The following is a 15,813-nucleotide window of genomic DNA, read 5'->3' as shown; positions in this document are numbered from 1 at the left end:
AATTGTCAGTTCCCTTTCCTTGTTTCTATACGTCTGTCAGTTGCTTTTCTGGCCCTGCTCAGCCTTCTTTTTATTCATAAAGTGGACGATGAAAGTCGCTCCGAAGACTACTATCAGCAGAAGGAAGAAATAGATATGATCAATGTGGATATGGAATACTCCAAGGAGCATCTTCACAGCAATGAGCAAAATCAGCACATATGCGCTTGTTTCCAGCTCAGGCACTTTATCGATCAGCTTAAGGAATACTCCTGCTACACCACGCATCATCAGGACCCCAAGCATTCCGCCGAGAAGAAGTACCCAGATTTGATCACTGACTCCAAATGCCGCCAGGACGCTGTCAACTGAGAAAGCTATATCCATAAGTTCTACCGCTGCTACTGTTCCCCAGAAGGTACCAAACAGGCGGATCAGCAAACCGCTTTGATTGAGGCCTTCAAGCTCCTCATCATCGCCGACGCCTTTCTTCTTATCAATGAAATATTTAATAGCAAGCCATGCCAGGTAGCCGGCTCCCAAAATCTTTACCCACCACAGCTTAATCAGGAATACCCCAATTCCGATTGCAATGAAACGGAAGAGGTATGCCCCAAGCAATCCGTAGAATAGAGCCTTTTTCCGCTGCTCCGGCGGAAGGTGTTTTACCATAACAGCCAGTACAAGTGCATTGTCGGCTGAAAGCAGTCCTTCCAGGATTACGAGTGTTCCGATAAGTCCCCAGCTAACAGGGTCGCTTAGAACTTCCGCCCACATCTGCCAGTCAAAGAATGCGGCATATGTATCTATAAAACCTTGAAAAATTGTCATCTCTTGAAGTTCCTCCATTACCTTATATAAGTGCTAACGAAAGACCCGGCAGAGCCGAGTCTCAAAGATCAATAATAAAAAAGGGATTATCCAATCTGCAGGCCAAAGTCAGTTGCAAGTGCACCAAGGCCGCCCTGATAGCCGGACCCGATCGCGCTGAATTTCCACTCTCCGCCGTGCCTGTACAGTTCGCCTACAACAAGTGCTGTCTCGATGGAGAAGTCTTCTCCAAGGTCATAGCGGATCAGCTCTTCATTTGTTTCGCCGTTAAGGATGCGGACATAAGAATTGGAAACCTGCCCGAAGTTCTGGCTGCGCGCCTCGCCATCATGGATTGTGATAGTGAATGTAATGCGCTGGACATTTGCCGGTACAGCACCGAGCTCAACCTTTACCTGCTCATCATCGCCTTCTCCTTCGCCTGTCCGGTTATCTCCGGTATGTACGACAGAGCCGTTTCCGCCTGTTGTGTTATTATAGAAAACGAAATCCGCCTCAGAAGTAACCTTGCCGTTTTCCCCAAGAAGGAAAACCGAGGAATCAAGGTCAAAGTCTGCTCCTCCGTCATACTTATTTACATCCCAGCCTACCCCTACGATTACATTTGTGAGGCCCGGATTGGATTTTGTCAAATCTACCTTCTGTCCTTTTGATAAACTAACTGCCATTTTTTCTACCTCCAATTATTGTGATAGTATGCTTACGTTTCAATCTTTAAAAAGTTTCAAAACTACAAGCATATTTTTTCATATTTTTGCTTACATTTCAAATCTCAGCTCAGCCATTTTGGCGGAGTATTTTTATTCCAGTAGATGGAACCCAGCTCATGATGCTTTTGGAAGGCATCCTCAGAGGTATGGTAGTGGAAGTTGAACCAGTATCCCTCCTGGGGCGGATGGTCCCTCCTGACATGAAAACGAAGGACATCTTCATTGGATTGCCGGTTGACAATATGGAAGATTTTTTCCGAGTTGCCCCCGCCTGGCCATTCGGTAATTTCCAGATTGCCCAGGTCGCTCCCTGGTATCCTTGCAGCTGTTTCCTCCACTGCTTTTTCAATATTCGGCAGGATGACTTCACGGAACTCATCTTCTATGACGGGTTTGATCTTTCCCCCGAACTTAATATAAGACTGGTTCTCCGCCTCCTGGACAGCAGTCTGAATGAACCTTTGCCTGATCGATTCCTCATCCTCCTCAGGTGCAGCAAGGTCCAGTCCTTCTGCCTGTGCCTCCAGGACGTCGCGCTTAGGGGACCTGTCCTGGTTTGCATTATCATACAAAAATGCCTGTGATGGCGTAACCAGCCCAAAGGTAAGGATGGTTACCATCACCACAAACGATTTGCGCAGCCACTTAGGCATTTTTATCCCTCCTCATAAAAGGCTATTTTCATGCGGTAGATTTCTTTTTTAATATGCCGGAAGAGCTTATTTTCCGAGCGGCCTGCCGGAGCCTGCCTTCAGGCTGAACGAGTGCAATCCGTACGAATCCCTCGCCGGCCGCACCGAACGCGCTTCCCGGTGTAACAGCCACTCCAGCTTCCTCCAGCATGCGGATGCTGAACTCCCTGGAGCTGGTGCCGTTTGGAATTTCTGCCCATAGGAACATCGAACCTTTCGGGCTGTCGACATCCCAGCCTGCCTCCCGAAGGCTTTCTACTAGGGCATCCCTGCGTTTCCTGTAGACCTCTCTTGATTCGGCCAGGAAATCCGACTGATCCTCAAGAGCCCTGGCAGCCGCGGTCTGGATGGGATGGAATACACCATAGTCCAGATGGGATTTCAGGTCTGAGATCATGCGGATTATGTCTTCATTCCCAGCTGCATAGGCAATCCGGCAGCCTGCCATGTTGAAGCTCTTAGAAAGGGAATTCATTTCTATCCCTGTTTCAAATGCGCCTTCGACAGCTAAAAAGCTTACCGGTTTTTCTTCGAAATAGAGCTCAGAGTATGCAAAATCATGCAATATCACAATCTCGTATTTTTTGGCAAACTCTATTGCCTCCCTGAAAAATGCTTCAGTCGCAAGGCCTGGCACAGGATTGCCGGGAAAGTTCAAGATCATCATCCTCGCCTTTGTCCTTATTTCTTCCGGTATTTCTGAGAAATCCGGGAGAAATTGCTTTTCTTTCATGAGAGGCATTGAATATATCTTTGCCCCTGCCAGGGCGGCACCCGCTGCATATGCGGTATATCCTGGATCGGGCATCAGTATATAATCGCCCGGGCTGCACAAAGCAAGCGGCAGATGGACGAGACCATCCTGGGAGCCCATAAGGAGGGAGCATTGTTCCTTGGGATCTATGTATACACCGTGATTATTCTGGTAATAAGAGCTGACTGCATTGCAGAAGCTTTCTGTCCCCGCAAGGGAGTAGCCGTACTGGGTGCTGTCCAGCGCTCCCTCAGCGATCGCCTCCCTGATAAATAACGGAGGGGGCAGGTCAGGGCTGCCGATGCTCAGATCGATCACATCTTCACCTGCTGAGATCTTCGCTTTCTTCATACGGGACAGTTCTGCAAATACACTTTCCCCAAATGCTTCCATTCTCTCTGCCATGGATATCTTCATACTAGTACCCTCCAGCATTCTTAAAAGCCTGATGCTTACTTAGAAAATATTATACTCTTTTTTTAGGAAAAAAGAAAAATTGGGGAGAAAAATTTTTGAAAAAAAAGAAAGTTTCCTAGAAAAATGAGATTAAAGGGAGAAAATATTGGGGATAATATAAGACTAATGGTAAATGAATACATAGTCCGAGGAGGATAATAATGGAGTGGGAAATTGTTTTTGTTGCTGTAAGCCTGCTGATGCTGGGATATTTTGTATTCCTGTCGATTACGGATTAAAATGCAAGCAAAATAAAAACCAAGGCGCAGGGGAATCCCTGCGCCTTGGTTTTTATTTTGCTTGCTTATTTTTTTCTTTCCAGAACTCCAAAGTGAAAGCGGGAAGATTTCCGCCGGTAAACCTCAAAGCCGAAGGTGCTGAATCTTTCGCTCCGGAAATGGTCTTTCAGGACGACCCTCTTCCGCGAAACCCTTTTGGCTTCTTCTATCAGCTCCCCGGACAGCCCATACACAGCAAACTTAGCCAGTTCCTTGATTCCGTCGGAGTCCAACAGTTTTTCCTCGAACATGGGGTCAAAGTATACAATATCTGCGGACTGGTCCTGCCTGCCCTTCAAGTAGTCAAGGGAGAGAGCACTGATGACCTCGACCCTCTCCATCGCCTCATCCATTTGCGGAACTCCGGATTTCCAGGTTTTAAGCCCCTTCTCTGCGAGATAAGCAAGGAAGGGATTACCTTCCACACCGGTCACTTTACCGGAAGGACCGGCTGCATAGCTTGCGATGATGCTGTCTGAAGCAAGGCCGAGCGTGCAGTCCGCCACTGTGTCCCCGGGCTCGATTTTCGCTGCTTCCAAAAAAGGGTCAGACTCGCCTCTCATCAGCCTTTTTATCCTGAATGCTGCGGAATTCGGATGAAAGAAGTACGGTGAGCTTTTTCCATATGAAAATAATTCGAGCCTGTTTTTGCCATATACGATGCAATCATCCTTCCACTGCTCCTGCAGTGAAGAGACAGAATGGCTCTTTCGGGGATGAAAGGCGACGCCAAGTTCAGCTGCCGCTTCTTTTGCCGCCTGGATCATGCCAGGGCTTGTCCTGCCCGCTGTAGTTACAAACATCTTTTCTACCTTCCTGACTGAATAGTAATAATCTCTTTTTGTCACCAAGATATTTCTCTTTTGAGAAAAGGCAAAAAATGCGAAAGGATGCCTTTTACGGCATCCTTTCTGTGTTGTTCAGCAGTTTTCCTCAAATGCAGCCAGAAGATTTTCCATGATGGTCTCCATCGGGAAGCCTTCAATATCATGGCGCGGGATAAAGTGTACAACTTCCTTTCCCTTCATTAAAGCCATGCTTGGTGAAGAAGGCTCAATCCCATCGAAATATTCACGCATCTTTGCTGTCGCTTCTTTATCCTGCCCGGCAAATACAGTGACAAGGTGATCAGGCTTCTTTTCAGCATGCATAACAGCCTGGGTCGCAGCAGGGCGCGCCAGTCCGGCCGCACATCCGCAGACAGAGTTAACAACCACGAGCGTTGTCCCTTCTGTACTTTCCATAAACTGTTCAACCTCATCTTCTGTTGTTAGCTCATTGAAGCCTGCGCGTGTAAGCTCTGCACGCATCGGCTTTACCATCTGCCTCATATATTCTTCATATGCCATAGACATGTTTGATTGCCTCCTTTAAACGTTTGCAATGATAGCATACTATAACATCAGCTCTGATTGCAATTGGAGGGCACTCTACACTTTAAGCGGCCTGGCAGCAGGCTCTTCCTCAAAATGGTCAGTGACAGCCCCCCTTGAAGCGGAGGAAACGAGCCTTGTATACTTAGCCAGGGCTCCGCGGGTTAAAAGCGGCGGCGGATCCCAGGATTTCTTCCTCTCTTCCAGTTCAGCAGGAGAGACATCCACTTCAAGTGTCTGTTCGGTGCTGTCAATAGTAATCCTGTCACCTGTCTGTATTAGGGCAATCGGTCCGCCGACCTGTGCTTCCGGAGCGATATGTCCTACCACAAGGCCATGGGTACCTCCCGAGAAACGCCCGTCTGTCAGCAGGGCCACACTTTCGCCAAGACCTTTTCCTACGAGGATGCCCGAAATAGAAAGCATTTCCGGCATGCCAGGCCCGCCTTTTGGCCCTTCGTACCTGATGACCAGTACATCACCAGCCTGAATGTCACCCTTCAGGACAGCATCTGTAGCAGACTCCTCATCATCAAACACCTTGGCAGGCCCGGTGTGCCTGGTGACCTTCAGGCCGGATACCTTCGCTACGGCGCCTTCCGGGGCAAGATTGCCTTTCAGGACTACAAGCGGCCCGTTTTCCCGAAGAGGGGCATTAAGCGGGTAGATGACCTTTTGGCCAGCTTTCAGATCTTCTGCTTCTTCCAGATTTTCAGCGAGCGTCTTGCCCGTCACAGTCAGACAATCGCCGTGAAGCAGCCCTTCCCTCAGCAGCATTTTCATAACTGCACTGACTCCTCCTGCTTCATGGAGATTCTGCATGACATATTTTCCGCTCGGCTTTAAATCGGCTATATGGGGGACCGTTTTCTGAAGGCGGTTGAAGTCCTCAAGTGACAGATCCACTTCAGCAGAATGGGCGATGGCCATCAAATGGAGGATGGCATTTGTCGAACCGCCCAAAGCCATCACGACAGTAATTGCATTCTCAAACGCTTCCTTCGTAAGAATATCCCTTGGCCTGATATCCTGCTCCAAAAGGCGGTAGACTGCCTTTCCTGCTTCATGGCAATCCTGCCGCTTTTCATCTGTTTCTGCCGGATTGGAGGAACTGCCCGGAAGGCTCATTCCCAGCGCCTCGATAGCGCTCGCCATCGTATTGGCTGTGTACATTCCGCCGCAGGAGCCGGCCCCCGGACATGCATGGCATTCGATCTCATTGAGTCCAGCTTTATCAATGGCCCCGCCATTGAACTGTCCTACCCCTTCAAATACTGACACAATATCGATATCCTGTCCCTGCAGCTTGCCAGGCTTGATTGTGCCCCCATACACAAAAACAGCAGGCAGGTTCATCCTTGCGATGGCCATCAGGCAGCCGGGCATATTTTTATCGCAGCCTCCAATGGCAACAAAGCCGTCCAGGCTTTCACCCCCAACGACCGTTTCAATGGAATCAGCAATCAGGTCGCGGCTCGGAAGGGAATACCTCATCCCCTCTGTTCCCATGGAGATTCCGTCAGAAACAGTAATCGTATTGAATACAAGCGGAGCTCCCCCGGCTTCCCTGGCACCGTCCTTCGCCTTGAATGCAAGTTCATTGATATGTATATTGCACGGAGTCACTTCGCTCCATGTGCTTGCAATGCCGATCATCGGCTTTTTGAAATCTTCATCCGTGAACCCTACTGCCCGCAGCATCGCCCGGTTTGGTGCGCGCCTTTCATCCTCGCTGATTACATGGCTTTTTATTCTAAGATCTCTTCCCAATTATGAGCCCTCCTGAAAGATTTTCTTTTCAATATAGAGGACTTTTTCAGCAATTGCAATAATTTTCACAAAATTTAATGATTTTTTATTGCTAAAAAGCAGATTAGCACTAAAGCAACACAGTACAACTCAGGAAATAAGGAAGAAGGATCCTGAACGTTTTGTCCAGGACCCTTCATCTTATCTATTAAAGTATGTTTAAAGATCAGCTGTTTTGGTTCCTGGCTTCGGTCATTTGCTTCCACACAGAACCCTTGGCCTCTTCACCCTGTTCAATCCGCTCAATGGCCATCTTGATCTGCATGCTGACTTCAAATTCAGGATCTTCTTCAGCATCCTTTAATGCCGGGAGCGACTTTTCAGTACCTTCTTCATACAGGAACATGGCTGCACGCCAGCGGACAAGCTTGCTCGGATCCTGGAGGGCATCCATCATTGCTTCCTCTGCTTCAGGAAAACCAAGATCTGATAAGCAGTCACCCGCCGTTCTCCTTACAGTTACACTTTTATCCTTCAAAGCTTTATATAGATATGGAAGAACACTTTTGTCTTCGATCATCCCGAGATAAACGGCTGCCAGCCTGCGGATTGAAGCCTTTTCGTCTTCAAGCGCCCTTTCGAGGACAGGATAATCCTCCACCCCCGGATCTTCCATCTGTTCCATCAGCTGATAGCGTATCCGCCAATCACTGCTGTCAAGATCCTCAGGCGACAGCTTCCTTTTTGTCCTAGCAGGCCTGCTGTCTGCAGCTGCGCCATGCTTGCCTTGCTCGATAAGGCTCTTCAGCCTGCTTTCAGGGTAGGCTGCCAGCAATTCTTCAAGAATATCCTGCCCGACCTGGTCCATATCCCCGTACCTGACACCAAATTCCTTCCACTTTCTGCTCATAACAACATTATCATCAGGCTGCTGAACTTCACGCACTGCCTGCACGTAAGCTTCCGGCAGTCCAAAGCGCTTCTCTTCAGTTCCATCAGTCAGTTTGATCTGCATCGGGATATCTTTGTACATCTGCACCTGGACTTTTACCTCGCCATAATGCTCATTCAAGGCTGCCTCGCCGCCTGATTCTTCTGCTTCCTCTCCGAATGCCTTACGGACTTGAGGGAGAAGCTCTTTCCAGTCAAATTTTGCATTTCGTTCAACCGCGAGGAAATCTGCTACATGATATACCCCTTTGATTCCTTCTATCTGAAGGATATCCAAAACAACCTTTGGCGCTCCATCTGTCTTGTCCTTTTTATAATTATTGCTTTTGCCCATAGGCAATTCTTCGTCAAGGATGATTTTCATCGTATTCGGGCTTGGTGTAGGCTCAATTGATTTTATTTTCAATGATGGTTCCTCCTCATGATTCGATAGAATTTGTTTCATCTTAACATATGGGACCAGCCCATTGCCGGCCCTCTGCTTGCTCTCAGCCCTCTGCGAGCTCGGCCAGATAGCTCCATCTTTCAATAAGCTCTTCAAGCTGCTCATTTAAACTTGCTTCTTCCTCGAGAAGTTCATTTGCCTTCATAAAATCGCTGCCCGTTTCTGCCATCTCACCGGCAATTTCCTCAAGGCGCTTTTCTGCCGCGGCAATCTTTCCGTCGATGCTGTCCCACTCTCTTTGCTCATTGTAGGACATGCGCTTTTTCTTCGGCTTTGCCTCCTGCTTTGGTTTAGGTTCCTGCTTCACGCTCTTTGGCTTTGCCTGCTGCGGCTGGCTCTCAATATACTCTGTATAGTTTCCATAGTAAGAGCCGACTCTGCCTCCTCCTTCAAGGATGAGCAGCTGCTCTGCCACTTTATCAAGAAAATAGCGGTCATGAGAAACAGTTATGACCACCCCTGCAAAATCGTCGAGATAGTCTTCAAGCACGGTCAGTGTCTGTGTATCCAGATCATTTGTCGGCTCATCCAGCAAAAGGACATTCGGCTCCGACAAAAGGATTTTCAAAAGATAAAGCCTTCTCTTTTCCCCGCCGGAAAGCTTCCTGATCGGTGTTCCATGGGTGCTTGACGGGAAAAGGAACCGCTCTAGCATCTGCGCTGCCGAAATCGTTTTGCCATCAGAGGTATGCACGACCTCGGCTGTCTCCTTCAAATACTCGATCATTCTCTTATTTTCGTCCATGTCCTCGCTTTCCTGCGTATAATAGGCAACTTTTACTGTCTGGCCGATGATCCGATCCCCTGAATCCAGGGGGATTTTGCCGGCTAGTATATTTAGGAGCGTGGACTTTCCTGTCCCGTTTCTGCCGATAATCCCGATTCTGTCGCCCGGCTTGACCAGTAAGCTGAAATCATCAAGCACAACCGTGCCGCCAAGCGCTTTGAAAGCATCCTTCAGCTCAAAGACCTGCTTTCCGAGCCTGCTTCCGGATAAAGCCATATCGAGCTTTTCTGATGCTTTGACAGCAGACAGGGTGTCCTCCAGCTGATCAAAGCGCTGAATCCTTGCTTTTTGCTTGGTGGTCCTGGCTTTTGCACCTCTTCTGATCCATTCAAGTTCCCTGCGGAATAGATTTTTCTGCTTTTCTATCGTAGCAGCCTCGTTTTCCTCCCTGACGGCCTTCGCTTCAAGGAAAGCGGCATAATTGCCCTTATAGCTGTAAAGACTTCCTCCATCCAGTTCAAACATTCTGTTTGTGACCCGGTCGAGAAAATAACGGTCATGCGTGACCAGCAGGAGCGCGCCATTGAATCGGCTAAGATATTCTTCCAGCCACTTGACGGTTTCATAATCAAGATGGTTGGTCGGCTCATCAAGAATTAGAAGATCCGGAGACTGGATCAGCACCTGTGCAAGGGCAACCCTCTTCTTCTGCCCTCCGGAAAGCTCCCCGATTTTCCTGCTGTATTCCTCGATGCCGAGCCTGCTTAAGATTGCCTTCGCGCTGGCATCCGCTTCCCAGCCATCCAGCTCATCCATCCTTTTCTGAAGAGCAAAAAGCTTATCCTGGAGACCGGTATCCTCAGGCGAAGCTCCGAGTCCCGCCATAACCTGTTCATATTCCCTCAAAAGGCGGAATATCGGCGCATCCCCTTCAAATACCTGCTCAAGCACTGTCAGTCGGGGATCCAGCTCAGGCTTCTGTTCTGAGTAAGACACTTTATAATCTTTCGGGCATACAATCTCCCCTGAATCCGGTACATCCACTCCAGCCACGATCTTCAGCAAAGAAGACTTTCCAGTTCCGTTGACGCCGATCAGTCCTACTCTTTCTTTTTCAGCTATCGTGAAAGAAACATCCCGGAAGAGCTGCTTTTCCCCATAAGATTTTGATAAGTTTTCAATTGAAATCATCTTCATGACTGACCATTCCATTCCCTGTAAAATTCATTTAAGTATAATTGCATAAATTCATGGCGCTGTTTTGCCATCTCTTTAGCTGTATCCGTATTCAGAAGATCGCGGAGCTTCAGCAGTTTTTCATAAAAATGATGGATGGAGGAGGTTTGCCCATTCCTATATTCCTCCTGTGTCATTTCTTCCCTGGCTGAAAGTGCCGGGTCATAAAGGGCATGGCCTTTCATCCCGCCATAGGCAAATGCCCGGGCAATCCCGATTGCACCAATGGCATCCAGCCTGTCTGCATCCTGGACAATCCTTGCCTCATGAGATTCTGCCTTTATGCCGGAGCCCCCTTTGAAGGAAACAGAGGCGATAACCTCTTCCAGCTGCCTTTGCAGTCCAGTTTCAATCCCTGCCTCCCTAAAAAAGCTGCGGAGCCTGTCCCATCCTTTTTCCTCATCGGCATTCAGCTTAGCATCGGGTATATCATGTAAAAGGGCTGCCATTTCAATAATGAAAGCATCTCCCCGTTTCTCCTGCCTCTGTATATATAACGCATTTTTCCTGACTCTATCTATGTGATGCCAGTCATGCCCTGAAGCATCCCGGCCAAGCTCAGCGCGGACATACCGCTCTGCCTGCGAGATTATTTTTTCCATTAACACGCACCTCTTTCCTGCTGATGCTTATTTTATCATGAAAAGGAGGAGGATGTTTCTTCTCAGCTATATCTGCCTTTTATGTGAGCAAAACATCAAAAGAAAAAACCTTGCTGCTGTGCAAGGCTTTCCGCTTACTGATTTATTTCAGCCCGTTGAACCAGCTGAATCCAATGGTATTTTCCCCGGCATGAACCCCGATGGTGGCTCCAAGAGGGAAGGCGCTGAACTCGATTTCCTGAAAGCTGGCCCTTAGATCTGCCATCCACTCTTTTGCCTCTCTGTCATATAGGCCATAAAGAATGAAAACCTCCCGGAAACCATGCTGTTCATACGCTTCCTTGAGCAAGGCCTTCATCCGTTCCCTGGCCTTCCTGATGCTCCTTGCCTTTTCTTTTATGCTTAGTGCCCCGCCGCTAATGGCAATGATCGGCTTAATGCTCAATAGGCTGCCAAAATAGAATTGCAGCCCGGACATCCTTCCGCTGCGATGAAGCTGTTCGAGGCTCCCGACAAGGACTAACGTCTCCGATGTGGATCCGATTTCCTCGATCCTGCGGGCTGCTTCGCTGCTCTCGATCCCTGATTCTGTCAGAAGCATCCCTTCCTTTATCAGCCTCGTCAAAGGATAAGATAAGATACCCGAATCGACTGTATAGACAGGTATGTTCACCAGCTGTGCTGCCTGCTGGCTGGATGAAACAGTCCCGCTGAGCTTCGCAGATACAAGGACAGCCACAATGGAATCATAGCTTTCTTCAAGCTCTTCAAAAAGAGCCTGAAAAGAGCCCACAGAAGGCTGTGAAGTCTTTGGAGGCGAAGAAAGTGTCTTCAGCCGCCTGAACAGGTCTTCAGCGCTTATGGTCCTCCCCTCTATATACTCCTGGCCATCCATGATGATTGTCATCGGTACAACATAGACATCCGGGTGCGCCGCTAATTCCTCATCCAGGCATGCTGTGCTGTCGGTAACCCATGCCACTTTTCCCATCAGGTTTCCTCCTTACGGTAATTATGTATTTCTATATTTTTTTATAAACGGCTATCCCAGGAAAAAGGATAGCCGCACACTGTTATTCTTCCGGCAGAAAAGCCGCGATCCTCGGAAATAGTTTCAAGGCATTGTAGTAAAATACCTTTTCATGATGCTCTTCAGGGATAAGATCCTTGATAAACTCAATATATGGAGCTATAGGGATCAAGGGCCAGTCGGTCCCAAAGATCAATTTATCATATGAATCTGCAAACTCAATCGCGTGGCGAAGGTGGTCAAGGAACCGCCCTCCGCTCCTTTTCTTCAGTTCTTCTTCCGTACCCACTATCAGCCCTGAGAGATCAGCGTATACGTTCGGATTCTTATAGATGATTTCAGCCCCCGTCAGGGTCCAGGGGTCGCCGAAATGAGCCATCATGAAATTGACATTCCGGTGCCTGACAGCCACTTCATCGATGGCAAGAGGATGGGAGTACTTCAGCAGCCCTCTTTCTGAATAAGTGTCGCCAGTATGAAAGACAACCGGCACACTGTATTTCTCAGCAAGTTTATAGACTGGTTCATATACTTCGTCATAAGCGTAAAAAGGATAATAGCCCAGGTAGATTTTAAATCCGACAGTCCCGGGGCGCTGAATCACGTCTTCCAGCCTTACAAGCGCCTCAGAATCCATATTGAATGGATTTATGCCGGCGCAGGCCACTATTATATCCGGCTGGGATTCAGCCAGGTCCAGCATCATCGGCGTCCTTGCATCATGGTCCGGAAAACCCATCCCGTTTGTTTCCTCAAGGCCCATGCCGATTCCGAGCAGGACACCTGCATCCCGGTACTCAGCAGAAATCCCTTTATAGGAATAATCAACAAACGAAAGGTCTCTTGCTGTTTCATGAAAAGATTTAATTTGTGAAAAATGCATATGTGCGTCTATTATTTTCATTCTGTCTCATCATTGATGAAACTGATTTTCTGCAGCCTATCCAGCAGCTTCCCGGATAAATCCCTTCTGTCAAACAGCATGAATACCGGTTTCGTCTGGCTATCCCGCCCTCCGGAGCTGAATGGCTGCCTTGATATAAGCTGGCATGCCTCTTTGTTCATATATGCCTCATTATGGTCAGCCATGCTGTTTGCTACCATATAAAGCTTTTCGTCTGCATGTGTGCTGCAGACGGATGAGCCATTCCCCAAAAAGAGAACATTCTCGCCCTTTCCTGCTGTATAAAAGCCATTCTCATCTGCTCCGTCCGGCCTGATCGAAAGGTCTTCAAGCTTTCCGCCCATCAGGAAAGCATCCGTGACAGTGTACTCACCGGCAAGGAGCTTGCCGCCCGCTTCCTCTATTCTGAGAAATGACCCGATCAATGGTACACCTGGGAGCATGAGATAATATTGTGCAAATGTAAGTCCCTGCCATACAGGATGCTCTCCAAGCCTTGTTGTAACCTTGAGTCCCTGCCACAATTCCCCTGAATTATCCCGGACCGCAGCTGCCCCCGCCTCTGTCTGGCCTTTGAGGATAGAGAAAACATTCAGTTTTGAAGGAATTGTCTTCATTCCACCGCCCCAGGGATTCCACCAGCCTTTTGCCTGCAGTGAAGGGAAAGAGTGGTCCAGCCATTTTCTTCCGTTAACAGAGATGGAGAACAGTCCAGGATAGAAGCCTGGAGCCGATTTGATTTCCACTGGCCCGTTTACTGCTTTTGCCACTTTTAATCCGGCTTTCTCTTCCCATGATATTTGCACTTCTCCTCCAGGCATCAGAACGATGCTATCGATTTTTTCGCAGCTGCTGCCTTCCTCAAGAACTGCAGACACAATGCTGATTCCTGCTTTTTCCCCCAATGCAACGCTGGTTTTATAATCTTTTCCTCCCTCAAGCCTAATCTCTTCAGCTGCCTTGACCCTGCCGTCAGCCGAAATGGAGAGCTTCCCTTCAATTGGCTGTAGCCTGTGATTGATTAAAGTCAGGTCTGCCGCATATTTTTCATCAAGGCCGCATACTGAAGTGATGATCATCTCCTTCTCAGGGGCTGTACTTTTTTTATCAGCTAAAGGGGAGCTGGTTGCAAATGCTGCGAATTCTTCCCAGGACTGGAAGGCCCCAATTGATAGATAAACAGGTTCGAGGACCGCCTTTTCTTTCGCCTGGATCTCACCGGTCTGGAATTCAATTGAAAGCTGCCAATTATCCGGCACCGCCTTGGCGCTTTCCGGCCAGGCAAGCCCTACCGGTTCCCCTCCTTGTCCTGCGAAATACCAATTCCCTGACAGAGAGCTGAAGTTGACATCTCCATACAGAAGCTCCTTCATATCTGAAAACGCAACTGCTTCCCCGTCCAGCGGAAACACCATCTCCCTGCCTTCATGGTACATCGACTGAGAGATATACAGCTGTTCAACAGGCTCTTCCCTGCCATTTTCACATTCCATCCACCTCTTTACAAGTCCTTCAGCATATAGGGATGTAAAGATGCTAAGCTTGATTCCAGGCAAATTCTCCGAAAGAAATGCAAGCTTATGGGTTACAGCTGCCCCATCTTTATACCACTCTGCAGATACAGGCTTCTTTTTGGTGAATTCTGAGGTATATGGCTTCCCCAGTTTCGGCTGGAAGAACGCAAATGGCTGATCCATTTTCTCGCTTCGGCCGGCTTTCACAGTATAGTCACGCTTTCTGATATTCACCTGGCTGTTGCCATTGAAGATATGCCAGTATTCCTCTGTCTCGCCGCCAAATTGGCTGCCAAAACCCTTCAGTGCAATGCCGGCTTTCTTTTCAAACTGGAACTGGCCGCCTTTAGAACCAGTTAGAGCCACCTGCAGCAGGTGCTCAGAAAAACCATGCTTCTTTACCTCAGCTGGAAGGAAGATGCTTTTCCGCTCTTTCGGTTTCAAATCAAGAATAATTTCTTTATATTCAGGAATGAGATTCTCTGTTTCCGGAATCCGGATTTCCACGTTTACATCTTCCGGCAGATTATTTTTAACCTCGAAAGCAACCTCTGCCTGTTTTCCCTGGTAGCTTAAATGTCCAAGAAGCGAGGCAGTAACATCGGCCGGCTTTTTAGGATGGAGGCCCAGCTTCAGTGAACAGCTCCTTCCATTTATAGACAATTCCACTTCTGCAGATGGGTGTGTCTTCCAGGAGTCAGGCGCTTCCCCTTCTCTGATGTCCAGCACTCCTGCGATGACCTCTTCGCCAGAGACCACTAGGGACGCTGTTAAGCTGCATTTCACGCGCCCGCTGTCCTTCCCGGCTGCTTCAACCGCAAGCGGATTTCCGGATTTATTGACAATCCTTAAGGAAATGGACTCTTTCCGCCCCTCAATCAGCTGGTGCCTGTTTAAAACAAGTTCAGCCAGGAATTCATCTGTCTCAATCAGGCGCATGCCCCTTCCTGAACGTTCAAATTGGACTCTTGCATGAGTTCCTTCATCTTCCCACTCATAGTCATAATAAGTGAAGCCATTTTCGTTTTTTCCATCAGGCTTCACTTCAATTTTCCTCGAGCTTGAACTGTACCAGTCCAGCTTTTCAAAAACAGGCTTAAAAAGCGGCGTATTCAGAACAGCGGGAATAAAGTTCATCAAGTGAGTGGAGTCGTCTCTGTCTTCCCAAAAGAATCCGCATTTTTTATACAATGGCACAGCCTTCGTATTGCCTGGCCAAGTATACAGGTCCAGACGCGGCCACCCGAGCTCCACAGTCTTTCCAAGTGCCTCAAGAACAAGGAGCTTGCCGATTTTTCTGCCATGATAATCAGGCCGCACATTCAGGAGAGGAATATAAAGCGCACCTTCATCTTCCTTATATTCTGAAAGTCCGCAATAGCCTACGACCTCTTCCCCATCCAGGGCGATATACAGTTCGATATTATCCGAGTTTTCCTCTTTCGTCTTCACTTGCTCCCCTGTCATCACCCGGTTGTCGCCGCCCCAGCTATCGCGGCTCATATTCCACATTTTTGCAACTGCATCCGCCAATCCAGGCTGGTAGGGGACCACCTGTATCTTATTCATCACTTTTTCCATG

At 48.3% G+C, this 15,813-nt stretch carries 13 protein-coding genes; all 13 read right to left on the bottom strand.

Translation table 11 applies throughout. The features are described from left to right. Positions 1 to 36: 36 nt before the first annotated feature. On the bottom strand, positions 37 to 810 hold the full coding sequence (locus RBB45_RS02870) for a TerC family protein (RefSeq protein ID WP_022544100.1): 774 nt from the start codon (positions 808 to 810) through the stop codon (positions 37 to 39). An 86-nt stretch (positions 811 to 896) separates the two neighbouring features. Next, positions 897 to 1,478 carry a TerD family protein gene (locus tag RBB45_RS02865; RefSeq protein ID WP_009795629.1) on the bottom strand — a complete coding sequence of 194 codons (582 nt, stop codon included), beginning with the start codon at positions 1,476 to 1,478 and terminating at the stop codon, positions 897 to 899. Positions 1,479 to 1,582: 104 nt separating this feature from the next. Beyond that, positions 1,583 to 2,173 carry a YpjP family protein gene (locus RBB45_RS02860; RefSeq protein ID WP_094767205.1) on the bottom strand — a complete coding sequence of 197 codons (591 nt, stop codon included), beginning with the start codon at positions 2,171 to 2,173 and terminating at the stop codon, positions 1,583 to 1,585. Positions 2,174 to 2,201: 28 nt separating this feature from the next. Further along, on the bottom strand, positions 2,202 to 3,383 hold the full coding sequence (locus RBB45_RS02855) for an LL-diaminopimelate aminotransferase (RefSeq protein WP_148949167.1): 1,182 nt from the start codon (positions 3,381 to 3,383) through the stop codon (positions 2,202 to 2,204). Between the two features lie 343 nt (positions 3,384 to 3,726). After that, complete coding sequence (locus tag RBB45_RS02850; protein ID WP_035403329.1) at positions 3,727 to 4,503, bottom strand: class I SAM-dependent methyltransferase; 777 nt, start codon at positions 4,501 to 4,503, stop codon at positions 3,727 to 3,729. 117 nt (positions 4,504 to 4,620) lie between these two features. Next, a complete protein-coding gene (locus RBB45_RS02845) occupies positions 4,621 to 5,055 on the bottom strand; it encodes a BrxA/BrxB family bacilliredoxin (protein WP_022544102.1) in 435 nt (144 codons plus the stop codon). Between the two features lie 75 nt (positions 5,056 to 5,130). Further along, complete coding sequence (gene ilvD, locus RBB45_RS02840) at positions 5,131 to 6,843, bottom strand: dihydroxy-acid dehydratase (protein WP_009795674.1); 1,713 nt, start codon at positions 6,841 to 6,843, stop codon at positions 5,131 to 5,133. Positions 6,844 to 7,048: 205 nt separating this feature from the next. Continuing rightward, positions 7,049 to 8,179 carry a conserved virulence factor C family protein gene (locus RBB45_RS02835; RefSeq protein WP_022544103.1) on the bottom strand — a complete coding sequence of 377 codons (1,131 nt, stop codon included), beginning with the start codon at positions 8,177 to 8,179 and terminating at the stop codon, positions 7,049 to 7,051. Between the two features lie 82 nt (positions 8,180 to 8,261). Beyond that, positions 8,262 to 10,142, bottom strand: coding sequence for a ribosomal protection-like ABC-F family protein (gene abc-f, locus RBB45_RS02830; protein WP_101549787.1), 1,881 nt, complete (start codon positions 10,140 to 10,142; stop codon positions 8,262 to 8,264). After that, positions 10,139 to 10,783, bottom strand: coding sequence for an HD domain-containing protein (locus RBB45_RS02825; RefSeq protein WP_009795670.1), 645 nt, complete (start codon positions 10,781 to 10,783; stop codon positions 10,139 to 10,141). The genes abc-f and RBB45_RS02825 overlap by 4 nt, the downstream gene beginning before the upstream one ends. Positions 10,784 to 10,925: 142 nt before the next feature. After that, complete coding sequence (locus RBB45_RS02820) at positions 10,926 to 11,774, bottom strand: DegV family protein (protein ID WP_306009081.1); 849 nt, start codon at positions 11,772 to 11,774, stop codon at positions 10,926 to 10,928. An 82-nt stretch (positions 11,775 to 11,856) separates the two neighbouring features. Continuing rightward, positions 11,857 to 12,717, bottom strand: a complete 861-nt coding sequence (locus RBB45_RS02815) for an amidohydrolase family protein (protein ID WP_009795668.1) — start codon at positions 12,715 to 12,717, stop codon at positions 11,857 to 11,859. Continuing rightward, complete coding sequence (locus tag RBB45_RS02810) at positions 12,714 to 15,812, bottom strand: GNAT family N-acetyltransferase (protein ID WP_306009080.1); 3,099 nt, start codon at positions 15,810 to 15,812, stop codon at positions 12,714 to 12,716. The genes RBB45_RS02815 and RBB45_RS02810 overlap by 4 nt, the downstream gene beginning before the upstream one ends. Position 15,813: the final 1 nt, after the last annotated feature.

Source organism: Bacillus sp. MMSF_3328, from assembly GCF_030733525.1.
In the GTDB taxonomy this organism is placed as follows: domain Bacteria; phylum Bacillota; class Bacilli; order Bacillales; family Cytobacillaceae; genus Bacillus_AB; species Bacillus_AB infantis.
The sequence above is the reverse complement of the archived record's forward strand: the minus strand, read 5'-3'. Positions and strand labels throughout refer to the sequence as shown.